This window comes from Bacteroides sp. 214, assembly GCF_010501015.1.
Lineage (GTDB): Bacteria > Bacteroidota > Bacteroidia > Bacteroidales > Bacteroidaceae > Bacteroides.
In genome coordinates this window covers 141,332-166,150 of the sequence record NZ_QVML01000004.1, presented here as the reverse complement: position 1 = coordinate 166,150, position 24,819 = coordinate 141,332, and the positions used below count along the sequence as shown (strand labels likewise).

At 42.2% G+C, this 24,819-nt stretch carries 23 protein-coding genes and 1 tRNA gene; 14 read left to right on the top strand and 10 right to left on the bottom strand.

Annotated elements, in window-relative coordinates:
- Positions 1-28: 28 nt before the first annotated feature.
- The 3 genes from D0T50_RS05155 to dnaE are packed head-to-tail and all read right to left on the bottom strand — an operon-like array spanning position 29 to position 4,456.
- On the bottom strand, positions 29-364 hold the full coding sequence (locus D0T50_RS05155) for a hypothetical protein (RefSeq protein ID WP_163222440.1): 336 nt from the start codon (positions 362-364) through the stop codon (positions 29-31).
- A 30-nt stretch (positions 365-394) separates the two neighbouring features.
- Entirely contained in the window at positions 395-709 is a 315-nt protein-coding gene (gene trxA, locus D0T50_RS05150) for a thioredoxin (RefSeq protein ID WP_163222439.1), read from the bottom strand.
- Positions 710-766: 57 nt separating this feature from the next.
- Positions 767-4,456: a DNA polymerase III subunit alpha gene (gene dnaE, locus D0T50_RS05145; protein WP_163222438.1), complete on the bottom strand. Its 3,690-nt coding sequence runs from the start codon at positions 4,454-4,456 to the stop codon at positions 767-769.
- Between the two features lie 163 nt (positions 4,457-4,619).
- Here dnaE and D0T50_RS05140 point away from each other — a divergent pair, with 163 nt between their 5' ends.
- From D0T50_RS05140 to D0T50_RS05130, 3 genes are read left to right on the top strand one after another with little or no spacing between them, the layout of a single operon-like run.
- Positions 4,620-5,309: a phosphatidylserine decarboxylase family protein gene (locus tag D0T50_RS05140; RefSeq protein WP_163222437.1), complete on the top strand. Its 690-nt coding sequence runs from the start codon at positions 4,620-4,622 to the stop codon at positions 5,307-5,309.
- Positions 5,310-5,312: 3 nt separating this feature from the next.
- Entirely contained in the window at positions 5,313-6,023 is a 711-nt protein-coding gene (gene pssA, locus D0T50_RS05135; protein WP_163222436.1) for a CDP-diacylglycerol--serine O-phosphatidyltransferase, read from the top strand.
- Positions 6,024-6,075: 52 nt separating this feature from the next.
- The gene (locus D0T50_RS05130) at positions 6,076-6,318 is read left to right on the top strand and encodes a DUF4834 family protein (RefSeq protein WP_163222435.1); all 243 of its coding nucleotides are present in this window, start codon (positions 6,076-6,078) and stop codon (positions 6,316-6,318) included.
- A gap of 632 nt (positions 6,319-6,950) precedes the next feature.
- Here the strand turns inward: D0T50_RS05130 and D0T50_RS05125 are convergent.
- Entirely contained in the window at positions 6,951-7,388 is a 438-nt protein-coding gene (locus tag D0T50_RS05125) for a nucleoside deaminase (RefSeq protein ID WP_163222434.1), read from the bottom strand.
- Between the two features lie 9 nt (positions 7,389-7,397).
- The gene (locus tag D0T50_RS05120; protein WP_163222433.1) at positions 7,398-7,634 is read right to left on the bottom strand and encodes a hypothetical protein; all 237 of its coding nucleotides are present in this window, start codon (positions 7,632-7,634) and stop codon (positions 7,398-7,400) included.
- 99 nt (positions 7,635-7,733) lie between these two features.
- Here D0T50_RS05120 and D0T50_RS05115 point away from each other — a divergent pair, with 99 nt between their 5' ends.
- Genes D0T50_RS05115 through D0T50_RS05105 form a run of 3 tightly spaced genes read left to right on the top strand, consistent with a single transcriptional unit; the run spans position 7,734 to position 9,223 of the window.
- Entirely contained in the window at positions 7,734-8,099 is a 366-nt protein-coding gene (locus D0T50_RS05115; RefSeq protein WP_163222432.1) for a YraN family protein, read from the top strand.
- A 16-nt stretch (positions 8,100-8,115) separates the two neighbouring features.
- A complete protein-coding gene (locus tag D0T50_RS05110; RefSeq protein ID WP_163222431.1) occupies positions 8,116-8,472 on the top strand; it encodes an MmcQ/YjbR family DNA-binding protein in 357 nt (118 codons plus the stop codon).
- Positions 8,456-9,223 carry a biotin--[acetyl-CoA-carboxylase] ligase gene (locus D0T50_RS05105; RefSeq protein ID WP_163222430.1) on the top strand — a complete coding sequence of 256 codons (768 nt, stop codon included), beginning with the start codon at positions 8,456-8,458 and terminating at the stop codon, positions 9,221-9,223. The genes D0T50_RS05110 and D0T50_RS05105 overlap by 17 nt, the downstream gene beginning before the upstream one ends.
- A 191-nt stretch (positions 9,224-9,414) precedes the next feature.
- Here D0T50_RS05105 and D0T50_RS05100 read toward each other — a convergent pair whose 3' ends face one another.
- From D0T50_RS05100 to D0T50_RS05085, 4 genes are all read right to left on the bottom strand, one after another.
- Positions 9,415-10,107 carry a YjjG family noncanonical pyrimidine nucleotidase gene (locus D0T50_RS05100; RefSeq protein ID WP_163222429.1) on the bottom strand — a complete coding sequence of 231 codons (693 nt, stop codon included), beginning with the start codon at positions 10,105-10,107 and terminating at the stop codon, positions 9,415-9,417.
- A 104-nt stretch (positions 10,108-10,211) separates the two neighbouring features.
- Entirely contained in the window at positions 10,212-11,072 is an 861-nt protein-coding gene (locus D0T50_RS05095) for a hypothetical protein (RefSeq protein WP_163222428.1), read from the bottom strand.
- 26 nt (positions 11,073-11,098) lie between these two features.
- Positions 11,099-11,770: a 16S rRNA (cytidine(1402)-2'-O)-methyltransferase gene (gene rsmI, locus D0T50_RS05090; RefSeq protein ID WP_163222427.1), complete on the bottom strand. Its 672-nt coding sequence runs from the start codon at positions 11,768-11,770 to the stop codon at positions 11,099-11,101.
- Between the two features lie 4 nt (positions 11,771-11,774).
- On the bottom strand, positions 11,775-12,269 hold the full coding sequence (locus D0T50_RS05085; protein ID WP_163222426.1) for a hypothetical protein: 495 nt from the start codon (positions 12,267-12,269) through the stop codon (positions 11,775-11,777).
- 160 nt (positions 12,270-12,429) lie between these two features.
- On the opposite strand from D0T50_RS05085, the gene D0T50_RS05080 reads away from it, so the two are divergent.
- The 3 genes from D0T50_RS05080 to D0T50_RS05070 all read left to right on the top strand — a co-directional run bounded on the left by D0T50_RS05080 (position 12,430) and on the right by D0T50_RS05070 (position 14,341).
- Complete coding sequence (locus D0T50_RS05080) at positions 12,430-13,029, top strand: thymidine kinase (protein WP_163222425.1); 600 nt, start codon at positions 12,430-12,432, stop codon at positions 13,027-13,029.
- A 21-nt stretch (positions 13,030-13,050) separates the two neighbouring features.
- Positions 13,051-14,190: an AI-2E family transporter gene (locus tag D0T50_RS05075; protein ID WP_163222424.1), complete on the top strand. Its 1,140-nt coding sequence runs from the start codon at positions 13,051-13,053 to the stop codon at positions 14,188-14,190.
- 78 nt (positions 14,191-14,268) lie between these two features.
- Positions 14,269-14,341: transfer RNA gene (locus tag D0T50_RS05070), tRNA-Lys, on the top strand.
- A gap of 112 nt (positions 14,342-14,453) precedes the next feature.
- On the opposite strand, the gene D0T50_RS05065 is transcribed toward D0T50_RS05070, so the two are convergent.
- The gene (locus D0T50_RS05065; RefSeq protein WP_163222423.1) at positions 14,454-16,784 is read right to left on the bottom strand and encodes a beta-galactosidase; all 2,331 of its coding nucleotides are present in this window, start codon (positions 16,782-16,784) and stop codon (positions 14,454-14,456) included.
- A gap of 200 nt (positions 16,785-16,984) precedes the next feature.
- Between D0T50_RS05065 and D0T50_RS05060 the strand changes: the two genes are divergently transcribed.
- The 5 genes from D0T50_RS05060 (at position 16,985) to D0T50_RS05040 (ending at position 24,812) form a co-directional block, all read left to right on the top strand.
- Positions 16,985-18,514 (top strand): family 43 glycosylhydrolase, encoded by a 1,530-nt coding sequence (locus tag D0T50_RS05060; RefSeq protein ID WP_163222422.1) that lies wholly within the window; start codon positions 16,985-16,987, stop codon positions 18,512-18,514.
- 6 nt (positions 18,515-18,520) lie between these two features.
- Positions 18,521-21,625 (top strand): DUF6298 domain-containing protein, encoded by a 3,105-nt coding sequence (locus D0T50_RS05055; protein WP_163222421.1) that lies wholly within the window; start codon positions 18,521-18,523, stop codon positions 21,623-21,625.
- A 500-nt stretch (positions 21,626-22,125) separates the two neighbouring features.
- Positions 22,126-22,893, top strand: a complete 768-nt coding sequence (locus D0T50_RS05050; protein ID WP_163222420.1) for a DeoR/GlpR family DNA-binding transcription regulator — start codon at positions 22,126-22,128, stop codon at positions 22,891-22,893.
- Between the two features lie 113 nt (positions 22,894-23,006).
- Entirely contained in the window at positions 23,007-23,861 is an 855-nt protein-coding gene (locus D0T50_RS05045; protein WP_163222419.1) for a transketolase, read from the top strand.
- 6 nt (positions 23,862-23,867) lie between these two features.
- Positions 23,868-24,812 carry a transketolase family protein gene (locus D0T50_RS05040; RefSeq protein ID WP_163222418.1) on the top strand — a complete coding sequence of 315 codons (945 nt, stop codon included), beginning with the start codon at positions 23,868-23,870 and terminating at the stop codon, positions 24,810-24,812.
- Positions 24,813-24,819 lie beyond the last annotated feature (7 nt).

Here is a 24,819-nt window from a genome sequence, read left to right as displayed (position 1 = left end):
GTTTACTATTTATAGGCTGGCAATCCAGCTATTCCACTTGTCCTAATGACTCGCCATACTCCATTTCGCCTTGTACTACTAAGAAAATATCTTCAGCGTTATACTCGCCCATTTCATTTTTCTTAGCTTCGTCAACGATATACTCAACTACCTTATCCAAGTCTACATTAACAAAACCCTCTTCGTCGGGCTCGGCTTCTAAAACACCACTCTCAATGTAATACTCATCAATTAAATCGAGGAAATAATAGAGCTCGTCATCGCTGAACTTCTCCTTCAATTCCTGAGGCAAATAGTTTTTAATAAACTCAATGGTCTTTTCGTCATCGAGATCATCTAACAAAAAATCATCTTCCAATCCCATAGCTTTCTTTTTTATATGAATAAAAAGTACTTATAGTAATGCTTTGATTTTATCTTCAATAGTCGATTTGCTTACAGCACCAACTGTTTTATCTACCATTTCTCCATTTTTAAAATACAAAATGGTAGGAATGTTGCGAATACCATACTCAGCAGGTATATCCGAGTTTTCGTCCACATCGCATTTTCCAATGATTACTTGCCCTTCATAAGCAGTAGCCAGTTCTTCAATATAAGGACCTACCACTTTGCAGGGTCCGCACCAAGGCGCCCAAAAATCTATCACTACAGGTTTGCCTGATGCTAGAAGTTCCTTCACGTTGCTGTCGGTAATTTCTAAAGCCATAACTTATTTATTTTAATGATTAATAATTATCGGTTTACGTTCGTATCGGCAAAGATACTAATTTATATAATATTCCAATTCTTCGTGTTCATCCAAGAAAGTAACGAACTCTTTGCTAATAGAGATTTTCAATGCTTTTGCTACAAGCTCAAGATTTGTATGGTCTTCGGGCGACTTTACCCTAAAACAAAGTTCGGCATCCCCTGGCGATTTTCTCGCCAATGTCGAAAGGTCATTAACCAACTGTTTGTTTAAATACTCCAAAGGTACCCCAATAGTTAGTTTCTTTATTAATTTATCTTTCACATCGGGCAGCAATTCAATGGATATTACCTTTATTTCTAACTCATTCGGATTCCATTGTCTACCTTGACACTTAGCATTGATAAACAAGAATGCACCTTCGCAGAGATAATTCTGAAAGTTTACCCAATCTTGTCCGAAGAAAGGAATTTCAGTTGCTCCCGAATAGTCTTCCATTTTAACAATACCAAAGGGATGTCCCTTTTTACCTATACCAGCTCTTACAGATAAAACAATTCCACCCATAGTTAGTTCTTTATTCGCCAAAGATTCTTTATCATTAAGCTCTATTAACCGGGTGTTGCATACATGCTTCAACACAATAGCATATTCATCGAGCGGATGCGCCGACAGGTAAATTCCAACTAACTCTTTTTCGCGATTTAACCTTTCAAGATCGCTCCACTGCTCCGCCGGTGGAATTTCCGGTGTGGCTATATCTATTACATTTTCACCACCAAAGAGCGAGTTGGCAGCTTCGGATTTATCCGTTTGATATTTATTCCCATAGCGAATCAATGTTTCCAGGAAAATCTCACCTTTTGCATTAGGGGCAAAGAAGTGTTCCCTTCTCAATTCGGGAAATCCATCGAAACCACCAGCTAATGCCAAATTCTCAATACTTTTCTTGTTGCACGTATTCAAATTGATACGCTGTATAAAATCGAAGATTCCTTTGAACGGCCCATTTGCCTTGCGTTCTTCAATGATACTTTGCACCGCACCTTCGCCTACTCCTTTGATGCCACCCAAACCAAAACGAATATTACCTTCTTTATTGGCTGTGAACTTCAGGTTACTTTCATTAACATCAGGACCTAACACTTGGATTCCCATTGCCTTACACTCGTCCATAAACTTGGTGATTTCCTTGATGTCGGAAAGACTTCGGCTAAGAACGGCAGCCATATATTCCGGCGGATAGTTGGCTTTCAGGTAAGCGGTTTGATAAGCTACCCATGAATAACATGTGGCGTGAGATTTATTGAACGCATAGGAAGCAAAACTTTCCCAGTCGCCCCAGATTTTCTCCAGTACCGCCGGGTCATGACCGTTGGACTTTCCACCTTCAATAAATTTCGGTTTCATTTGATCCAACTTATCACGCATTTTCTTACCCATTGCTTTTCGGAGTGCGTCGGACTCACCACGGGTGAAGTTACCCAATAAGCGCGAAAGAAGCATGACCTGTTCTTGATACACCGTAATACCATACGTATCGCTCAGATATTGTTCCATAACAGGTATGTCATATTCTATCGGCTTACGTCCATGTTTACGGTCAATAAAGTCGGGTATATAACTCATCGGTCCGGGGCGATAGAGCGCGTTCATGGCAATCAAATCTTCGAATGTACTAGGTTGAAGTTCGCGTAGGTATTTCTGCATACCGGGCGATTCAAACTGAAACGTTCCGACTGTTTTACCGTCACAGTATAGTTGATATGTTTTAGGGTCTTCTATATCAATACTTTCTATATCTATCGTTTCTCCTGTACTCAGTCGCACATTCTCTATGGCTTCTTTTATAATGGAAAGTGTTTTTAGCCCCAAGAAGTCCATTTTAATTAATCCGGTTTCCTCAATTACCGAACCTTCAAACTGAGTAACGAGCATTTTCTCTCCTGTTTCTTTATCATCTGCCGTACTGATAGGCACCCAGTCGGTTATATCATCACGACAAATAATAATACCACAGGCATGTACACCGGTATTTCGTACGTTCCCTTCCAGAATCTTAGCATACTTAATCGTATCTCGCACTAACGGGTCGGGCGAATACTCTGCTGTTTGGAGTTCGGGAACATAGTCTATACAGTTTTGCAGGTTTATTTTTTTATCGGGGATACGGTCGGGCACCAACTTAGTGAGCCTGTCTGACTCCGGCAAAGGGAGTTTTTGCACACGGGCAACATCCTTAATGGCCGATTTAGTAGCCATAGTACCGTATGTAATAATATGCGCCACCTTCTCGAACCCATACTTCTCCGTTACCCAGCGAAGTACCTCACCGCGCCCGTCATCATCAAAGTCGATATCAATATCGGGAAGAGAAATACGGTCGGGATTAAGGAAACGCTCAAACAGCAAGTCATACTTGATGGGGTCTATAAGCGTTATACCTAAGCAGTAAGCTACTGCAGAACCGGCTGCGGAACCACGTCCCGGCCCTACTGAAACCCCCATTTTGCGAGCAGCCTCAATAAAGTCCTGTACAATAAGGAAGTAACCGGGGAATCCCATAGTCTTCATGATATGAAGCTCGAATACCAACCGTTCTTTCACATCATCGCGCAACGGATCGCCGTAGCGGGTTTTAGCTTTGTCAAAGGTAAGCTTCGCCAGATAATCTCCCTCCAGCTTAATACGATAAAGTTTATCATAGCCACCCAGACTTTTTATTTTATCATTCGCTGCCTGTTCGCTCAACACGACTTGCCCGTTCTCATCGCGCGTAAACTCGTTGAAGAGGTCTTCTTCTGTATATTTTTGACGATATTCTGCTTCTGTGCCAAACTCTTCGGGGATAGCAAAAGTAGGCATGATAGGAGGGTTATCTATAGAATAAAACTCTATCTTATCACAGATTTCTACTGTATTAGCCAACGCCTCGGGAACATCCGCAAAAAGTTGATTCATCTCCTCGCGGGTTTTCATCCATTCCTGTTTGGTATAATACATGCGATTAGGGTCATCTAAGTCTTTCCCGGTACTCAAACAAATCAGTCTGTCGTGTGCTTCAGCATGTTCTTCGTTTACAAAGTGTACATCATTGGTACAGATGAGTTTAACATCGTATTTCTTAGAAAGCTCCAACAGGTGCTTATTGACTTCTTGTTGCAAAGCATACGCTTCTTGGTTTGCATTAGGAACTGTTGCTTTATGGCGTTGTAACTCCAAATAATAATCATCACCAAAAAGATTTTTATACCATTGAATTGCCTCTTCAGCTTCTTCGAGCTGTCCATTGGTTATTCGTTTAGGAACCTCGCCTCCCAAGCATGCCGAGCTAACGATTAACCCTTCGTGATACTTCTCCAGTTCATTTCTATCAGTTCGCGGACGCATATAATAGCCATCTGTCCACGCTTTCGATACCAGCTTTATTAAATTATGATAACCCTTTTCATTCTTTGCCAGCACCACAAGGTGATAACCGCTTTGATCGGGCTTTCCTTCTTTTTTATCCATGGTGCGTCGTGCCACGTACATTTCGCACCCAATGATTGGTTTGAACAACGGTTTTCCTTCCTTCTTCAACACGCTATTCTTCTTCGCCACATAGTTAAAAAACTCCTTCACACCAAACATATTTCCATGATCGGTCACAGCAATTCCCTTCATTTCATCGCGGATTGCTTTATCTACCAGCGCGCTGATACTTGCCTGACCATCGAGTAGAGAGTATTGTGAGTGAACATGTAAATGGACAAAATCCTGCATATTTTTATTCCTTTCTTTTGAGACTCTAAAAGTACAATGTATGGAACGTACAACAAAAATTATACCCCAAAAGTTATCAACAAAAACGATTTCGACTATTAACACTTGCTTTATAGTCAGAAATAACCTATTTTTGCAAATACAATAATACCGGTTTAATACAATGGGTAAAAAACTTAGGAAACTCAAAAAGATAAGAATACACCACGAAGGAACAAATATACTTATCCTTTCGGCACTTATCTTAGTTGCTATAAATGGGGCTCTCTACTGCGGTCTCGCTTCCAAAATTCTCTTTTATATTGTTGCTGTTCCCAGCTTAGTGGTATACATGCTGGTTGTCAATTTTTTCCGTTGCCCTATACGCTTATACGGTAAAGACACCGAGAAAATTGTCATTGCACCCGCCGATGGTAAAGTGGTAGTTATAGAAGAGGTGGAAGAATATGAGTACTTCAACGACCGCCGACTGATGATTTCCATCTTTATGAGTCCACTCAATGTACATGCCAACTGGTATCCGGTAGATGGCGTGGTTAAGAAAGTGGCACACCAGAACGGTAAGTTCATGAAAGCATGGCTACCTAAAGCCAGTGTTGAAAACGAGCGTTCCATGATTGTTATAGAAACCCCCGAAGGCGTAGAAGTTATGGCTCGGCAGATTGCAGGAGCAATGGCAAGACGCATTGTTACATACGCCATACCTGGCGAAGATTGTTATATCGACGAACACTTAGGGTTTATCAAATTCGGATCGCGTGTGGATGTCTACTTACCTATTGGTACCGAAGTTTGCGTTAAAATGGGACAGCTTACCACCGGAAATCAAACAGTTATTGCCAAATTAAAGTAAATCATGGCAAACGCATTTACCCGTCATATCCCCAACACAATTACCTGCCTCAACCTCTTTTCGGGGAGCATAGCTTGTGTTATGGCTTTTGAAAGCAACTACACCTTAGCTCTTGGGCTTATCGTACTATCGGCTATCTTCGATTTCTTTGATGGAATGTTTGCACGCGTATTGCATGCTTACTCTCCCATTGGCAAAGAACTTGATTCGCTGGCAGACGATATTAGTTTTGGATTTGCGCCTGCTGTTATTGTATTCTCGCTGTTTAAAGAGGTGCATTATCCTTCGTTTATGGAAGGCGTGAGCAATTACTTCCCTTACCTGGCTTTTATCATTGCTATATTCTCCGCACTTCGGTTAGCAAAGTTCAATATAGACGAACGGCAAACAAGCTCTTTCATAGGATTACCAACTCCTGCCAATGCCCTGTTCTGGGCTTCGCTTGCAGTAGGAGCACATAGTTTTTTAATTTCGCCACAGTTCAATGCAATCTATTTATTTGTATTAGTGCTTATATTCTCATTGCTGTTGACTTCAGAGATACCCATGTTTTCGTTGAAGTTCAAAAACCTCTCCTTGAAAAGCAACTACATTCAATTTATCTTTTTAATAGTTTGTGTTGTATTACTGATTCTATTTAAGGTAAGCGGGTTGGCTGCTTGCATTGCTTGGTATATTGCTTTATCACTATTTACCTACAAGAAGAGTGCTTAATTTTTTGGCACACTTATTGTTGGAAGTCTGTTGAACATAAAATTAAAAGGTCATGTCTTTCCTCGCCATTATATTCTTTTTCCTCTTAGCCATATTCCTCTTTGGAGTAACGCTCATTAGTTCTGTACTAAGAGCTATCTTCGGAAGAAGAGGAAACAGAAGCAACCCCACCACAAACACTACCTCGCAAAATTATCAACGTACTTCGCAAGAAAATCAAAGTAACAACAGTCAAGGAAAAAAAATATTCGACAAAAACGAGGGAGAATACGTTGATTTCGAAGAGGTGAAGTAGCATTCCATATCTTGTAAGAACAAAATTCAGCTAAAAAAATCAACTCGTGAGTGCTGCTCACAGTTTCAAGTTTATGACAGCTGAGAATAAAAGATATTTAGCAAAACCCCTATAGCTCTCCAACCATCTACTTATAGCATTCGCTCCATTTGCTTATAGCATTCACCCCATTTGCTTATAGCATCCACCCCAACTGCTTATGGCATTTACCCCGAATGCTTATGGCATTCATTTCAGTTAAAAACTCACTGGCAAATGAGTACGTTTTGACTGTGTTCTTGATCAAAAATCACTGAGAACTTCATCTCTTCTCAGTGTTTTTTTAGGAGTATCCTTCACCCTTCACCTTTAAGCATAATTTCATTGAGAATCAATATCTTAAGGGTGAATGTTAGCATCCTTCACCAGTACGTTTTTTCTTATTTTCTCAAAAGGTTTTATCATGTTGAGAAAAAATTCTCAACATGGTGAGTATTCGTTCTCAACAAGGCAAGTATTTGTTCTCAACATGGTGAGAATTTGCTTAGTAGGTGAATAGCGATAGGTATCACCACAAAACAGTAATAATCAACTATTTAGCCCAAAAAGTGAAGGGTGAATGATAAATACATTTTGTAGATAGTAGTACGCTTTTATTGACGCTTCGCCTGAAAGAAGTCTTTCATTTTGCGTCCACACTCTTCGGCCAATACACCACTTACTACCACCGTTTTGGGATGCAGAGCGTTCGGAGCATATTTTTGATATCCGCGCTTCTCGTCAGCCGCGCCAAAAACCAATCTCCCCAGTTGTGACCACGCGATGGCTCCTGCACACATCACGCAAGGCTCCACAGTAACATACAAGGTACAGTCACTCAAGTATTTGCCACCCAGCACATTCGCTGCGGCAGTAATGGCTTGCATCTCGGCATGGGCTGTAACATCATTGAGGGTTTCGGTGAGGTTGTGTCCGCGAGCAATGATACGCTCTTTGGCGACAATAACCACGCCAACAGGCACTTCTCCGCGTTCTTTGGCTTTATCGGCTTCTGCCAACGCTTGTTTCATGTAGTAGGTATCGTCCAGCATAAGAGGTAGTTAGCGTCGCATATCGTGTTCTTCGAAGAGAGTCGGATAGTCTTCTTCCATATTTTTCAAAATGAACTTCAGGATTGTTTCGCGCACCCAACGCGACTTATTCGTTATCTTGTACTTCTCCAAGTAACGGTCAATAGCTCGTTGTTCTTCCTCGCTGACAAGACACGTCATGCGAATCTGCCGTTTTGACGCAACAGCCGGGTGGCGATATTCTTTCTTTTTTCCTCCTTTGCTCATATTTCTTGCAAAATTACTTTTACTTCTGTAAAATCAAAGGATTAAATGAGTAAATTTGCACTAAAGTAAACATATCAAGGCACTTAAAAGAGGTTTTCAATGGCGGAGCATAACAATTTAGGAAAAGCAGGCGAAGATGCGGCGGTAGCATATCTCCTCAAAAATGATTACATCATCCGCCACCGCAACTGGCAAAGAGGACATTTGGAGTTGGATATCGTTGCTGCAAAAGAGAATGAGCTGGTTGTTATAGAAGTAAAAACGAGGAAAAACACCTCCTTTGCAAAGCCACAAGATGCGGTTACAATGCAGAAGATAAAACGTACGGTATTGGCTACCGATACTTATTTGAAGCTATTTCAGATAGACAGTCCGGTGCGTTTTGATATCATCACAGTAGTTGGTAGTGAAAAAAATTTCCAAATAGAGCATATTATTGAAGCATTTCACCCACCAATTTGGTAAAGAGCAACAAAAGATTATGGATGTAGAAACCGTTAGAGAACACTGCCTGAGCAAGAAAGGCACTACCGAATCGTTCCCTTTTGACGAAGATTCGCTCGTGATAAAAGTAATGGGGAAAATGTTTATTCTCATGTCGTTGGAAACTGCCGACAAAATAGCTCTTAAGTGCAATCCTGAATATGCGGTAGAGCTACGCGAAACATTCAATGCCGTGGAACCAGCCTATCATTTCAACAAGACCTACTGGAATCAAGTGTTTTTCAATCGCGACGCTGACGATAAATTGATTCTTCGCCTTATTGATCACTCCTACGACGAAGTAGTAAAGAAATTCCCCAAGAAATTGCGCACTGAGTATGAATCGCTTCCTTGATGACAACAGCGAGTTGCTTATTTCACTGCCTGTAACCGACTCGACCAATAACTATCTAAACAACCTGAGCAGCAAGCAACCACTTGCAGAGTTTACTACCGTAACAGCCCGGTTTCAGGAAGCTGGTAAGGGACAACGAGGTAATTCGTGGGAGTCGGAGGCTGGGAAAAACCTCTTGTTCAGCACTCTGTTCTTTCCGCGTTTCATCAACATAAAGGATCAATTCATACTTTCTCAAATAGTGTCACTAGCTATAAAAGAAGAGTTAGAAAGGTATGCCAAAGACTTTTCTATAAAGTGGCCGAATGACATTTATTGGCAGGAACAAAAAATAAGTGGTATCTTGATTGAGAATGAGCTACAAGGCGAAGTTTGGGAGAAAAGTATTGCAGGGGTTGGAATCAACATTAACCAGCAAGAATTTCACAGTGCCGCACCCAATCCGGTATCGTTAGCACAAATTACAGGAAAAGAGCATGAAACGACAGCCCTGTTAAAATCTATTCTTGAAAGGATACATAGTTACTACAATAATTTAAGGGAGGGGCACAACGAACTTATCAGTGAAAAGTACCACGCCTCCTTATTCCGCAAAGAAGGTCTTCATCTTTATAAAGATACATCAGGAACTTTCAAAGCCTGCATCAAACAGGTACAAGCCAACGGAAACCTTGTATTAATAGACCAAACGGGCAAAGAGCGCACTTATGCCTTTAAAGAAGTAGCGTTTGTATTAGAAGAAACTGTTTAAGTTTTCCACAAAATGATTAATATAGGATGCTTTGGCTTCGCCGACCGCTGGTTCGTTTTTTCTTTAGCGCTCTTTTTGTCTGTTTCTTCTCTTTTTGCAGCTCAAATAGCCCGCTATTATCGCCTTAAGAAGAAAACAAACAGCCTAAAAATAGCACAAAATAAAAGAACGAGCAAAACTTAAACAGTTTCTTATAGTATTGCGGTTATCTCCCTTAAATCTTCAATCAGGTAGGTAGGATAAAAGGGAAAATCGTCTTTCTTATACACGTTATAGAACATCTGATCCATTCCCGCTTCTCGAGCTCCCGTAATATCGGCGTTCCAGTTGTCGCCAATCATCAACGAATTTCGAATTTCAGATTGGGTGGCAGATAACGCATAATAAAATATCTGCGGATTGGGTTTCATCACACCAATATCTTCTGAAAGAATAATTTTCTTAAAATAGCCATCAATGCCCGACGACTCCATCTTGCGCCTTTGCAATTCCCTGAATCCATTGGATATAATATAGAGATGATACTTGCCAGTAAGATATTCCAGCACCTCTTTAGCATGAGGCATAAGTTTACTTTTCAGCGGGAGAGCTTCGAAGTAATCCTCACGAAAATCTTTCAACAACTGCGCATCTTCCACACCTACCGAACGAAGAGGATAGGCAAAGCGCTCGCTATTTAATTGTTCGCGGGTTATCTTATCGTATGTATATAGTTCCCACAGCTCTACATTTCTGGTGGTATATATATCGAAATAGCTATCAAACGAATCAAAATAACGATCAAACCGATGCTTATCGTACATTTCCTTAAATGTTTCTCGTGAGTTCTCTGAGAATGCCCACAGAGTATCATCTAAATCTATAAAAAGATTCTTGTATTTCATAAGGTGTGAAGTTTAAGACTGCGAAGATACAAAAAAAGCGAAGAATCCCGGCACTTCCACAGAAGTACGAGGATTCCTCGCCTTACGAGCTTTGCTCTTTTATTTTATCTTACCTGAATAACCAAGTATCTGGAAATGCTCCAGAAATCTGTTGGATTGGTTACTTTTAGTGTCAATTGTTCTTTGTCGTCTTTCTCGAGGATATACGAACCAGTTGGGTGCGTAGTCAACAAGTCGGCACGCTTAGAATACAATTTAATTTCTTTCGTGGTGCGAACATCAATTTGCGTAAAGTAATCCTTATTAAAATCAGCACTTTTCAGCACATCACCACCATCTAGAATTTTTTGTGATTTGAGCTCTGATTTAGTACCAAACACAAACCATGCTGCGTTAATAGCTTTATCTTGTTGGGCTACGACTCTCGCTTTTTCTTCATTTTCGGCAGTCAGAGACTCTTTTGTAGCGCTAAGCGAAGTTACTGCTGCATCCAGTTCCTGAATACGGATATTCTTCGAAGCCAATTCGTTTTGCAACTCTTCAATACGTTTTGTTTTCACTTCGAGTTCTTTTTGCAACGATTCAATGGCCTTCTTCAACTGAGCAGAGTTAGTATTGCTATTCTTTAGTTGAGCTTGCAATTTCGCAATCTGCGTTTTGTTATCTTCCATTGTCTTGGAGATAAACTCAATGTCGGCCGCAATTTGTTGACGGGCAGAAATAGAGTTTTCGGTAATAGTACCACGTTGCAAATCCACACGATTTTCGGCAACATTAATTTTACGGAATCCTTCCTGAATTTGATTGTAAGTACTCATCATTTCGTCAAGTTCCGCATCGCGTTGAGTTAGCGCAGTTGCTAATGAGTCTCTCTCAGCTTTTACTTTACTACTTCCGGTAATTCCATCACATGAAGCCAATGATACGGCTACACATACTACGAGTAAAAAAGTTAGTTTTTTCATACTTTCACATTTTATATTATTTTGTTTTATTCATTTCCCGCCACAACAATCACGATTTCGCCTCGCGGATCGGTTTTGGTAAAGTGTTCTATCAGCTCCGCCAGTGTTCCCCTGACAGTTTCTTCGTGTAGTTTCGAAATTTCTCTCGAAACGGTTGCTTGTCGCTCCATACCGAAATACTCTCCAAACTGCGTCAAGGTTTTCAATAATCTGTGTGGAGATTCGTAGAATACCATGGTGCGAGGTTCTTCTATTAGTAATTTCAGTTTGGTCATCCGCCCCTTTTTCTGTGGCAAGAACCCTTCAAAAGCAAAGCGGTCGTTGGGTAAACCCGAAGCAACCAATGCCGGAACAAAAGCCGTTGCACCGGGCAAGCACTCTACAGGGATGCTATTTCGCACACACTCTCTCACTATCAAGAACCCGGGATCAGAGATTCCCGGAGTACCCGCGTCGGAGATTAGTGCAGCTACTTCGCCCCCCCTCACTCTATTAACAACACTTTCAACGGTTTTATGTTCATTGAACTTATGATAAGATAGCATTGTTTTTTTTATTTCGAAGTGCTTCAAGAGTATTCCCGAGGTGCGTGTATCTTCGGCAAGAATGAAATCAACCTCCTTCAGGATGCGTATAGCGCGGAAAGTCATATCTTCTAAATTGCCTACCGGGGTAGGTACTACATAGAGTTTGCTCATTGCATTATATAAAGTATTTCTTGATGATATCAGTAAATTCGGTCAGGACTTCATCATCTTCCTGCGGGGTTATTTGCGTATCAAGATAATATGTGGCTTCATCAAAGGAGTCCATCTCATCAAGCCTCCCCAGCACCGAGTTCATTCTCTCCACATCTCCATCGAATAATTCGCGAGAGAAACGAAATGTATCATTCAAGCTAAGAGAGCCAACAAGTTTTGGAGTTCGTTTTAGTTGCTCGGCTACGATTTCTGTAGAAAGGGGAGTAAACGGAACAGCTACTTCTTCAAAGATTTCGGACACCTCAGGTTCTTCGGTTATGCGAGCTTCGGGTTCTTCATCAAGTATACGTTCTATGGTACTCAGTTTTTGCCCAATGCTACTCACGCGTCTTTTTGCCATGGCGCGTATCGCCCCGTCTTCTTCACGACTTAGCACACCCGCCAAACTTCTTAACTCCTCAAAGTCAAGTTCTATCTCCTTTAAGACATCCAACATAATGGTATTCGTTATGTAACCACGCAAAAATAGAAATAAATAATTGTTGTTTATTAAATGCTGCTTATTATTTAACAGTTCTTGCACCTTTGTAAACAATCTACTTGGAGAGAAAAACATTTTCACTACATTTGTAATTACTAAAAATGAAAAGAACAACATGATGCTTTCCGAGGATTACAATAAAGAAACCAATAAACGAGGAAGAATTGAAGTGGTTTGTGGATCGATGTTTTCGGGTAAGACGGAGGAGCTTATTCGTCGCCTGAAACGCGCCAAGTTTGCCAAGCAACGGGTAGAGATATTTAAACCTGCCGTAGACACACGCTACTCGGAGGAAGATGTGATTTCGCACGACAAAAACGTTATTGCCTCTACTCCCGTAGATTCGTCCACAAGTATTTTGCTCTTCACTTCCGAAGTAGATGTTGTGGGTATTGATGAAGCACAATTCTTCGATGCCGGGTTGGTAGATGTGTGTAATCAGTTAGCCAATAATGGTATTCGTGTAATTATTGCCGGACTGGACATGGACTTCCGCGGCGTACCCTTCGGACCAATGCCTGGACTTTGCGCCATTGCCGACCAAGTATCCAAAGTACATGCTATTTGTGTGAAATGTGGCGACTTAGCCAACTTCTCGCACCGTACGGTCAAAAACGACAAACAGTTTTTCCTTGGCGAAACTGCAGAATATGAGCCACTATGCAGATGTTGTTACCAAAGAGCCATTGCATTGGAACAAACCGAAAACAAATAACACTATAACTTTCAACCCTGTATGCTTGAAAAGAAAATAACCTTCGATAGTTTCATCCGTTCGATAATCGGTTTGGTTATCGCTATTTGCATACTGGGATTGATTAATCACTTAAGTGGAGTACTACTACCCTTCTTTCTGGCATGGCTTATTGCGTATCTTGTTTATCCAATAGTGCGCTTCTTTCAGAACAAATTACGTATTCGGAATCGTGCTGTCGCTATCTTCTGCACGCTATTTTTACTTATCGGAATAGGGTTTGCTATCTTTTACATCATCATTCCGCCGATGGTTGGTGAAATCAGTAAGGTAAAAGACTTGCTGGTTGCCTACTTTACCACTAATAGTGCTAACGATGGCGCAATTCCCGAAAGCCTTTCGGAATTCTTGCGCAAGAACATTGATTTCAATGCCATAAACGAGGCCCTCAAGTATGAAAATATCACTGCTATTCTCAAATCGGCAGTTCCCAAGATATGGCTATTGCTTTCGGAATCCATTAGTTTCCTGTTTAGCATTTTTACGATTTTTATCATTCTACTTTATATCATTTTTATCCTGCTCGACTACGAAACATTTAACAACGGCTGGCCAAAACTTGTCCCGGAGAAATATCGCGGCTTTGTACAAGAACTCGCGAGTGATATTGAAACAGGAATGAACCGATATTTTCGCGGACAGGCACTGGTTGCTTTCTGTGTGGGTATTCTCTTCTGTATAGGCTTCTTAATTATCGATTTCCCTATGGCCATTGCACTGGGGCTATTCATCGGAGCATTGAACCTGGTTCCCTATCTTCAAACACTGGGATTTCTGCCCACTATTATGCTAGCTATTCTCAAAGCAGCCGATACGGGGCAGAATTTTTGGCTCATTATTCTTTCGGCAGCAATTGTCTTTATTGTGGTACAGATTATTCAAGACGGATTTATTGTTCCTAAAATAATGGGTAAAGTTACCGGACTAAACCCCGCCCTTATCTTATTATCTCTTTCTGTTTGGGGAGCATTAATGGGTTTTATTGGACTAATCATAGCTCTTCCGCTTACCACGCTCATGCTTTCTTACTACCAACGCTACATTATCAACCACGAAGACATTTATTATAGGAATAAACAAGAACCTGAAAATCAAGAAGAAAAAGAATTTGAAGAGAAATAATTCTGTTTTTTCTTTTATTTGGTTTGTATTTTAAATAAAACCCCTTATCTTTGCACCCGCTTAACAGCAAAAAAGATTGATTCAGTAGCTCAGCAGGTAGAGCACAACACTTTTAATGTTGGGGTCCTGGGTTCGAGCCCCAGCTGGATCACATAAAAAGAGGAACTTGAAAAAGTTCCTCTTTTTATTTAATACAATTTGCTCGCGCGTTCGCGGACTCATTTTCACTCTATAACCGGATGTAAAAACACCCCAAGCCTCCTCTATTTCAACCTAAACGTTTGCATCTTACCATAAACCCGATATTCTTTAATCATCCCCGTTTTATTGGCTTCCATCCGTGGCAAATAAAAAAACCCTGTTATTTTTTTGTTTTCGCCCAAGTTAATTACAAGCTGATGCGGATATTTAGGGGTAGTTGTCGAATAGTTGGTATGCCAAAAGGTTGATTCCTGTAAATCAAAAACATTGGTAGCAATATTGTTGGCTTCATTTAGTTCTTCGCTATCGGCATACATAACCTTCCAATGCCGGCGCGACACCGGCTTACCGTCTTCTCCCAGCAATTCCAACTCTGCTATAGCCGAATAATCATCTCCGCCATGCGAGCTTAAAGCCTCAATACAGAAGAAACGCATATCTATTGTCTTACCAAATTTCACATGCTGCCATCCGTTTCCAGGCTTAAATGTTCCTGTATAAACTGGGGTTTCATTTGTCAGGTTAAGATTCTCACCCAGTTTGCGATGAGCATATGCTCCATGTCCTCTTTGAACATCTAATATAGGTTTCCTCAGACCTTCTATTTCTGATTTTAAAGGAGAAGCCATCTCTAAAATAATTATTTCATTTTCTCCCTTTTTAAGCCAGCAGCCCGGCATATAGAGAGTTTGTTGAGGTCCTATCTCCCAAAATCGCCCAATAGCATAGCCATTTACCCAAACCATGCCTTTATTCCAATTGGTCATATTGAGAAACGTATCGCCAACCTTATCGAGAGTGAAGCTTCCTTTGTAATATGCAGCTTGCTTAGTTACACTCTCTTCTTTTTTATACTTTTTGTTCTTTGCAAAGTTATAATCAACAGGAATATTGAATACTTGCCAGTTCTTGAGTTCTTTTGTCTCGTTCCTTGCTTGTATTTCCACTTTCTCTGTGATGCCTTTCCAGTCATAAATGCCTTTTCCAAAATTCATACGTCCCATAGCTTCTACCAAGATATCAAGTTGAGCACCTTGTTTTAGAGGCGGAAGTTTAACACTCTCCTCCCCCTTAAGGCGACTGAGGGTTGCTATCTTCTCTCCATCGAGGAATACCTGAGTCCAGTCATGAGCTTCGGTAATGAGCAAAGTCTGCTCTTCATCTGATGCATTTAGTTGCGTACGGTAAAGAATGCTTCCCCAACCCTGATCAAAAAACTCCATCGATTTAATTGTTGCACTCTCTTTAGGTTCAGGCAGGTTTTCAAACAACGGAGCTACTTCTGTTAGTTCAAAAGCAGGTATGTGAATTGTAGGAATTGAATCGGGTATTTCGGGCAATGTTTGTCCCTTCGGCAAATAATTCTTCAACAGGTTGCGTACTTCGTGGTATTTCGGAGTTATATTACCCGACTCACCAATAGGAGCATCATAGTCGTATGATGTACAAGTAGGCGAAAAGTTAGGAAAGTTAGCTCCACCCCAGTGTCCAAAGCTTGTTCCTCCATGAGTCATGTATAAACTGAATGAAATATTTCTATCAAGCATCGCCTTCATACCACTTACCAATGCTTCTGCACTACGTGTTTCATGTTTTGCTCCCCAGTGATCGAACCATCCCGACCAGAACTCGCTACACATAAGCGGAGTATTAGGACGAAGCTCTTGCAAACGACGGAACTGGTCGTCTATATTGGCTCCCGTGCCAAAATTGATTGTCCAAGTTAAATCTTCAAGGGCGTTATTTTCAAAATTAGAGTTCCAATCGCACTGAAATAATGGAACTTCATTGAATCCTGCATCTTTTACTATATCACGTATTGCAGCAATATAGGGTTTATCTGTTCCAAATGAGCCATATTCATTCTCTACCTGAACCATAATAATATTTCCCCCTCTGGTTATTTGTTGGTTTGCAAGTTGTTTACCTATCTCATTCATAAACAACTTGGTTCGTTCCATGTAATATGAATCTTGTTCGCGCAGTTTAATATCTTTCTTTTTCAGCAACCACCAAGGCAAACCGCCCATTTCCCATTCGGCACAAACATACGGTCCGGGACGTACAATGACATACATGCCGTGTTTTTGAACCAGTTTACAAAAAGCGGCTATATCTTTTTGCCCCGAGAAATCATATTTGCCCTCTTCGGGTTCATGATAGTTCCAGAAGATATAAAGACATACGGTATTCATGCCCAACGCTTTAGCCGCCTGTATGCGGTGTTCCCAATACTCTTTAGGGATACGAGGATAATGAAGTTCGGCTGCTTTAACAACGAATGGCTCACCATTGAGCAGAAAGGTTTTATCGGCAACTTCAAAAGTTCCTTTGGTAGTACAACTACTTAATAATAGAACAACGATAGCAATAAGCAAGGGGAATCTTTTCATTAGATTGTGTTTTTCAAAAGTTCAATCTTGAAGAAAGTTAGAAACTGTTACAAATATATAGACTTTATCCCAGAGCAACATCAATATCCAAGTCCGTTTTCTAATGGAACCCATTATTTTACACCAAACTATTCTTTTTTTGCTCTTAATTGTCTATATTGCAGCCATATTGCAATAATAATTTAAAAAACACAACACTCATGAAACACGTATTTTTTATTCTAATCAGTACCTTCGTTCTTTGTTCATGCAATTTTGAGCAACCAACTACCAATCAGTGGGAAGGAAAAAACGGAGATTTAGGTAACGGTTACTTTCTAAATCCGATTCTTGCAGGCGATTATCCCGACCCGTCTATCGTACGCGATGGCGAAGACTATTACATGACACATTCCGCATTTGACTATTTGCCGGGACTAGTTGTTTTCCATTCCAAAGATTTGGTTAACTGGCAACCCATTAGTTTTGCACTCAAAGAATACCTCGGCTCAATATGGGCACCGGACATTGTGAAGTACAAAGACAAATTCTACATTTATTTCACAGTATCGCGTAGAGGCAATTTTGTAGTTTATGCAGACTCACCGCACGGTCCGTGGAGCGATCCTTTTGATTTGGGAGTAGGACATATTGACCCTTGCCATGCTGTAGGCGAAGATGGCACACAGTGGCTTTTCCTGAGTAACGGATTGCGCGCGCAACTAACAGAAGACGGTCTTTCGGTTATCCCCGAAACGTTGAAAAAGGTTTATGATGGTTGGCAATACCCGGAGGAATGGGTTACCGAAGGGTTCTGCCTCGAAGGACCTAAAGTCAGGAAAATAGGCGATTACTACTATTACCTTAACGCACAAGGTGGTACAGCCGGACCTGCAACGAGCCACATGGTTGTTGTTGCCCGTTCTAAATCCATTGATGGTCCGTGGGAAAATGCGCCCAACAACCCTCTGATTCGCACATACAGCCGAACAGAAAGATGGTGGTCGAAAGGACACGGCTCACTCATTGACACACCAGATGGAAAATGGTGGATTGTGTACCATGCTTACGAGAATCAATTTATGAACATGGGGCGGCAAACCCTGTTGGAACCTGTTGAGTTTACAAAAGACGGATGGATTGAAGCACCGCTGGGAACAGCCATCGAACAACCTATTCGCAAACCTATTGATTCTGAAAAAATAGCCGATAGAAGAGATAAGCTTGATGAATACCGCATCGGGCTGGACTGGAAATATTATAAGAACTACGATCCTACACGCGTATCTGCCAGGGACAAAGTATTAACGATGAAAGCACAGGGAAAAACACCTGCCGAGTCGGCTCCGCTTATGTTCGTAGCAGGTGCTCATAGTTACGAATTCAGCACTAAAATAAATATAACCGATGACGTAAATGCAGGATTGGTTATTTACTATAATGCCGATTTCTATGTGGGTATCAGCTTCGACACAACAAATACTTATCGCTGGCGAAAAGCCGCTCATAAAGGTAGAAAAGCACACGAAGGGGAAAATACCTTGTGGCTGAAACTCCGAAACGATTGCAATGTAATTACCGGATACATCAGCTACAACGGAGTTGATTGGATTAACCAAGGATGGGCTAACGAGATATCGGGCTACGAGCACAACACCCTATACGATTTCCAGAGCATCCTGCCGGGTATCTTCGCTTATGGCGAGGGAGAAGCTACATTCAGCGATTTTGAATTCAAATTATTGGATTAGGAAGCCATGTACAGGCGTTTCTTCTTTATTGCACTGCTCTTAGGTTTAGGAGCAGGTGCAAGTAGTCAATCGCTCACAATTACGCCCGAGCGCACATTGAATCTCCGTACTTTTGGAAATGGAGACCGTATTCCCGACTACTCTTATTGCGGTTATATGGCTTCGGACGCGTCAATACCATTTGTAGAAGCTAAAATAAAAGTAACACCACAAGAAGGTGATGCCACCGAACACATCCAACGAGCTATTGACTACGTAAGCGCAATGCCTATGGATGCCAATGGTTTCCGTGGTGCTATACAATTGGAAGCAGGCAGCTATCGCTTGGAAGGTAGCCTGCAGATTACCCAATCAGGAGTAGTGCTCCGCGGTAGCGGCTATGATGAAAAGGGAACGGAACTGATTGCAGCGGGGACAGACCGCGCAACCCTTATCCGCATTCTGGGTAAAGGAGACAAACAGCTAACCGACAGTATTCCTGTTGCCGCACAATATGTGCCGCTGAGTGCAACAGTTATTCCGCTTTCCGTCGGACATGGAATAAAAAGTGGCGAACGAATCGTTCTTACCCGTCCCTCTACCAAACAATGGATTGAGAAAATAGGCGCCGACAAAATAGGGATATATGTGGATTATCCACTCACACCTTGGAGTTCGGGCGATTATGACATACGTTGGGAGCGCACAGTTATTGATGCTTCGCCTACCAGTATTACGATTGATGTACCACTCACGAACTCACTCGATCCGGAACTGGGTGGTGGTTTTATCAGCCGTCTACGCTGGGATGGACGCATTAGGAATGTAGGTATTGAGAACTTGCGCCTTACCTCCGAATACAATCCCAAAAACAAGAAAGACGAAAACCATCGTTGGATGGCCATCACTGTAGAGAACGCAGAAGACGGCTGGGTGCGCCGCGTTACAGGGAAGCACTTTGTAAGTAGTATTGTAGCTGTTTGGGAAAGCGTTCGGCGCTTTACCATAGAAGATTGTAAAAGCTTGGAACCTGTGGGAGAGATTGGTGGCTATCGTCGTTATGCCTTCCAAACTACGGGACAGCAAATTTTGTTTCAGCGGTGTTATGCTGAATATGGGTTTCACGATTTTTCAGTAAGCTCTACAGCAGCAGGGCCTAATGCCTTTGTGCAATGCTATTCATACCATCCTTATAGCTTTAGCGGTACGTTAGGTGGTTGGACATCGGGAACATTATTCGACCGTGTAACCATTGATGGTAATGCTTTGAAGATCGCTTTCCGCGATGTAGATGGTCAAGGAGGAGGCTGGAGTGGTGCAAACTCTCTTTGTTGGGAGACACGGGCTCCACAAGTTCATATAGACGCTCCCCCCGGAGCATACAACTGGGCTTTCGGTACATGGGGACAAGGATATGGCAACGGCAATCATGAAATGCCACGCACATTTCTTCAACCCCGTAGTTTCTTCTATGCCCAATGGGGAGCTCGAACAGGCAGAGTGTCCAATGAAACAAACGATATTCTCTACGTAGCTAATCCTCCCGGACAGACGGATGCTGTACATACGGCATTCATGAACAAACGTTCGGAGCTGCCCGAGTTAATTATGGAACAATGGATTGATACTGTTACGGCAAGACACCCATTTGCACTAACCTATAACGTACGAGACATTAACGATATAGCAGTAAAGAAATCAAAACAGGTTATCCCTGCCATGGCAGCGCCTGTTGAGATTATAAACGGGCGCATCGTACAGGGTGGCAAGCCACTTTCAGGACGTACGCAACGCACTGCTCTGTGGCGTGGAAATCTACGCCCAAGTATTGTTGCTTCGGCAGGAATACACCTCAGCCGCTTTGTCCCGGGTAAGGAAGGTAATGGCTTTACCGACAACATAGACAGTGTTGCCGTGCAGATGCAACGTCGTGGTATTGTAGCACTAAATCATTTTCCTGCGCTGTGGTACGAACGTCGCCGCGATGACCACGGACGGTCAAGACGGGTAGATGCCGATGTGTGGGCACCGTTTTACGAACAGCCTTTTAGCCGTAGTGGCATAGGCGAAGCATTCGATAGGCTGAGCAAGTATAACCTTGACGAGTTCAACCCGTGGTACTGGAATCGTGTGAAACAATTTGCCGAAGTAGCCGACCGCAATGGGCTCCTACTCATCCAAGACCATTATCTGCAGCATAACATTATCGAAGAAGGTGCGCACTGGGCAGATTATCCGTGGCGCACGGCAAATAACATCAACAATCTGGAGTTTCCGGAAAATGTGTTTTATGCAGGAGACAAACGTGTCTTTATGGCCAACCATTTTTATGACACCACACACGCCGAACGCAGAAAATACCATATCCTCAACATACGCAAACATCTGGACGAGCTTGGCGACCATAACAATGTGATTCATCACTTGGGGCTTGAGTACACAGGCCCGGCACATTTCATTCGCTTCTGGCTCGATGTAATTCGTGCGTGGGAACAAGAGACCGGCAAGAATGTAAAAACCATGCTTTCGGCTACCAAAGATATGCTCGACGAGATCTTGGCAGATCCAGCCTATGCTTCGCAGCTTGACATCATTGACATTCGGCAATGGCACTACCGCACAGATGGTTCGTTGTACTCCCCACAAGGAGGTGTAAGCCTTACCCAACGGCAGTATGCACGAATCATGGATGTGGGGCAAGAAAGTCTAGATGGTGTCTATCGTGCCATTTCAGAATATCGTTTACAATACCCCGACAAAGTAATAGTCTATAATAAAAGGAGTATGAGCGGATGGGTGCCTTTTATTGCAGGAGCTTCGCTTTGTAGTACACCACGAGTAACACTCCCACGTTTTTATGAAGAAACAGCAGAGATGCTTCCTGTTTCGGAAGTTACACTTCAAGGCAAACAATGGGGTATGGGAACACCCTCGGTTGGTTATGTTATTTACACTACCGAATCTGAAGTTACCATTGATTTACGTCATAAAACCGGAAACTTCAAAATACGTTGGATTGATCCGCGTAGCGGAGAACAAATAGGAAAAGTGCAGAAGATAGTTGCCGGAAATGAAATAGTATTGCAGGTACCTACTGAGCGAGGGGCTGTGGTTTGGCTATCGAGGAGGTAAAACCTATTCCCAATGGATTAATATACACTCCAAATGTAGTTTTACGAAATAGGTCTTCACATTCACAAAGCGCTGTAACCAATTGGCAGTAAGATGGTTGTCTGTGAAGACCTCTTCTTTTATCCTTCACAGGGTTTTCACAACCAATTTTCCGACTGTTTTTGTAGTAAGAAAACACTGGGAAGCAGTTCGAAAAACAGTCAGAAGTGAAGCAAAAAACAGTCGCAAAAAGAGATTGCTTAAAGCTCTTATTCAAAAGCACTTGTCAGCCATAGCTTCATGCTCCCCCAGCCATAGGCGCACAACCCGTCGTCCATAGGCGCACAACCGCTCGTCCATAGGCACACAATTCGTCCGCCTATGGCTCATATCTTCAAGCATAGTCGTGAACAATATTCATAATAATTAGGTAAAACAGTCTTAAAACAAGAGAATAAATACCTTTTCATCGTAAGAATAATCAAGCAAAAGTTTATCTTTGCTTTTCAAATTTAAATATCATGTTAGCCAACCAACGTAGAGATAAAATATTGGAACTCATTCGTGAAGATGGGCATGCCAAAGTTTTCGATCTGAGTCACCTCTTCAAAGTAACTGAAGTAACCATTCGCCAAGACCTTGATTTGCTCGAGAAAGAAGGGTTTATCAAACGCGAACATGGAGGTGCGGTACTTATCGATATGGATGCCAGTGTAAAAACCATCACACTCCAAAACAAAAGCCATATGGAGGAAAAGGCGACTATTGCACAAAAAGCCATCTCTTATATAGAGAATGGAGATACTATTATCCTCGATTCGGGCTCTACAACTACAGAGATAGCCAAGCTAATCACTGGTTTCCAAGACCTTACGGTTATTACGAATGCACTCAACATAGCGCTTATATTGGGCGCGCACCCCAACATCAACTTGGTTGTAACCGGTGGAGAATTCAAAGCCCCTACTCTTTCACTGACAGGACAAAAAGCCGCCGATTTCTTTTACAACCTGCACGTAGACAAGCTCTTCCTTGCCACAGCAGGTATCACGCTTAAGTCGGGATTAACCTATCCGAGTATCAGCGACATTTGCGTGAAGCGGGCAATGATAGAATCGGCAAATGAAGTGTTTCTGGTAGCTGACTCTAGTAAAATAGGAGTAAACTCATTTGCCAGCCTCGGTGCGCTTTCACTTATCAACCTATTAATTACAGATGAAAATCTTTCGAAAGAAAGCCGAAAGATGCTAACGGATAACGAGATTGCATATATCATAGCAGAGTCATAGACCAAAGGAAAACAATCGTTTTTTTACCTTTTCCTTTGCTGTTGTCTTTTCTTTATTTACTTTTGTGTTTCTAAAACTTTCGTTTTAAGCATAAAAAGAAAATAAAAGAAGATATGAAGCAAAAAGAAGAAATTCGCTGCTTGGAATATACAGCTGCGAAAATACGAAAAAGGCTATTGGAAATAGTCTATAAAGCAAAAGCCGGTCACATTGGTGGCGGACTATCATCGCTCAATATGCTTACAGCATTGTACTTCCATACCCTTAACGTCAACCCTAAGCAGCCCAAGATGGAGGGACGCGACCGTTTTATTATGAGTAAAGGGCATTGCGTAGAGGCTTTGTACTGCGCATTGGAAGAAAAAGGTTTTATAACCCCTGAACTACTGAATACTTACGGAGATTATAACTCACAACTTGCCGGACACCCTACAGTAAAGGTGCCCGGTATTGAAGTAAATACCGGTGCTTTAGGGCACGGATTATCAACAGGTGTAGGTCTTGCCATAGCTGCTAAAATGGATAAAAAGAGCCACAAAATGTTCGTCCTTATGGGTGATGGCGAACAAGGAGAAGGCTCTATCTATGAAGCAGCTATGGCAGCCAACCAATATAAACTCGACAACCTGGTAGCCATCATAGACCGCAATGGTTTACAAATCAGTGATACTACCGAGAAGGTGATGTCGCTCGAACCGATGAACGAACGCTGGAGTGCTTTCGGCTGGGATGTGACCGAGGTAAATGGCGACGACATGAGTAGTATCGTTGCTGCTTTGGATCATATCGACTACAACAACGGGCAGCCACACCTCATTATTTCCCGAACTACTAAGGGCGAAGGCATTTCTCTTATGGAGAACACGCTGAAATGGCACCACGGCATACCTACACAAGAAGAATATACTCAAAGCATGGCAGAGTTGGACGCACACCTCGCTAGTTTTCATCAACCACTAAAACCATAACTCATCATGGATGCAACCAAAATAATCCCATGCCGCCAGAGCTTTACAAATACATTGGTAGAGCTGGGAAAAACAGATAAAAACATCGTAGCTGTTACCTCCGACGCAAGAGGCTCGGTTACACTAGACCGTTTTGCCAAAGAGCTTCCCGATCAGTTTGTAGAAGTGGGCATTGCCGAACAGAATGCAGTAGGCGTCAGTGCCGGACTTGCTATGGCAGGAAAGAAAGTATTTGTATGCGGACCGGCTTGTTTCTACGTAGCGCGTAGCCTCGAACAGGTTAAGGTAGATGTAGCATACTCCAAAAACAATGTAAAGATACTGGGCGTAAGCGGTGGCGTGAGTTATGGGGCTCTAGGTGCAACGCACCACAGTTTACACGACATTGCCGCACTAAACGCCTTTCCCGGAATGCAAGTGATTTTACCTTGCGATGCGCGACAAACACGTAAATTGGTACAACAGTTGGTAAACGACGAACATCCAACCTATATCCGCGTAGGGCGTAATGCCGTGCCCGATGTATATCAGGATGACACGTTTGAATTCCAAATAGGCAAAGCTAATACTTTGCTGGAAGGCAACGACATGACTATCATCGGCACAGGCGAAACCGTATATCATTGTCTCGAAGCAGGCAAGAAACTAAAAGAACAAGGTATTAACGTACGTGTAATTGATATGCACACACTGAAGCCTGCCGACACCCAAGCCATCATCAAAGCCGCGCGCGAAACCGGAAAGATTATAACCGTAGAAGAGCACAGTATCTATGGAGGGCTGGGTGCTATTGTTGCCGAAACCGTAGTACAAAATCATCCCGTGCCCGTCAAGATTATAGGTATACCCGATGAGAATGCGATACATGGCAAGCCATTGGAGATCTTCCGTCACTACGGATTGGATGCCCAAGGCATCTACCAAACTGCTATCGAATTCTATCGTAGCTAATCTGCAT

Coding starts and splice junctions, on each gene's coding strand:
- D0T50_RS05155 (WP_163222440.1), bottom strand. CDS start 364: ATGGGATTGGAAGATGATTTTTTGTTAGATGATCTCGATGACGAAAAG.
- trxA (WP_163222439.1), bottom strand. CDS start 709: ATGGCTTTAGAAATTACCGACAGCAACGTGAAGGAACTTCTAGCATCA.
- dnaE (WP_163222438.1), bottom strand. CDS start 4,456: ATGCAGGATTTTGTCCATTTACATGTTCACTCACAATACTCTCTACTC.
- D0T50_RS05140 (WP_163222437.1), top strand. CDS start 4,620: ATGGGTAAAAAACTTAGGAAACTCAAAAAGATAAGAATACACCACGAA.
- pssA (WP_163222436.1), top strand. CDS start 5,313: ATGGCAAACGCATTTACCCGTCATATCCCCAACACAATTACCTGCCTC.
- D0T50_RS05130 (WP_163222435.1), top strand. CDS start 6,076: ATGTCTTTCCTCGCCATTATATTCTTTTTCCTCTTAGCCATATTCCTC.
- D0T50_RS05125 (WP_163222434.1), bottom strand. CDS start 7,388: ATGCTGGACGATACCTACTACATGAAACAAGCGTTGGCAGAAGCCGAT.
- D0T50_RS05120 (WP_163222433.1), bottom strand. CDS start 7,634: ATGAGCAAAGGAGGAAAAAAGAAAGAATATCGCCACCCGGCTGTTGCG.
- D0T50_RS05115 (WP_163222432.1), top strand. CDS start 7,734: ATGGCGGAGCATAACAATTTAGGAAAAGCAGGCGAAGATGCGGCGGTA.
- D0T50_RS05110 (WP_163222431.1), top strand. CDS start 8,116: ATGGATGTAGAAACCGTTAGAGAACACTGCCTGAGCAAGAAAGGCACT.
- D0T50_RS05105 (WP_163222430.1), top strand. CDS start 8,456: ATGAATCGCTTCCTTGATGACAACAGCGAGTTGCTTATTTCACTGCCT.
- D0T50_RS05100 (WP_163222429.1), bottom strand. CDS start 10,107: ATGAAATACAAGAATCTTTTTATAGATTTAGATGATACTCTGTGGGCA.
- D0T50_RS05095 (WP_163222428.1), bottom strand. CDS start 11,072: ATGAAAAAACTAACTTTTTTACTCGTAGTATGTGTAGCCGTATCATTG.
- rsmI (WP_163222427.1), bottom strand. CDS start 11,770: ATGAGCAAACTCTATGTAGTACCTACCCCGGTAGGCAATTTAGAAGAT.
- D0T50_RS05085 (WP_163222426.1), bottom strand. CDS start 12,269: ATGTTGGATGTCTTAAAGGAGATAGAACTTGACTTTGAGGAGTTAAGA.
- D0T50_RS05080 (WP_163222425.1), top strand. CDS start 12,430: ATGATGCTTTCCGAGGATTACAATAAAGAAACCAATAAACGAGGAAGA.
- D0T50_RS05075 (WP_163222424.1), top strand. CDS start 13,051: ATGCTTGAAAAGAAAATAACCTTCGATAGTTTCATCCGTTCGATAATC.
- D0T50_RS05065 (WP_163222423.1), bottom strand. CDS start 16,784: ATGAAAAGATTCCCCTTGCTTATTGCTATCGTTGTTCTATTATTAAGT.
- D0T50_RS05060 (WP_163222422.1), top strand. CDS start 16,985: ATGAAACACGTATTTTTTATTCTAATCAGTACCTTCGTTCTTTGTTCA.
- D0T50_RS05055 (WP_163222421.1), top strand. CDS start 18,521: ATGTACAGGCGTTTCTTCTTTATTGCACTGCTCTTAGGTTTAGGAGCA.
- D0T50_RS05050 (WP_163222420.1), top strand. CDS start 22,126: ATGTTAGCCAACCAACGTAGAGATAAAATATTGGAACTCATTCGTGAA.
- D0T50_RS05045 (WP_163222419.1), top strand. CDS start 23,007: ATGAAGCAAAAAGAAGAAATTCGCTGCTTGGAATATACAGCTGCGAAA.
- D0T50_RS05040 (WP_163222418.1), top strand. CDS start 23,868: ATGGATGCAACCAAAATAATCCCATGCCGCCAGAGCTTTACAAATACA.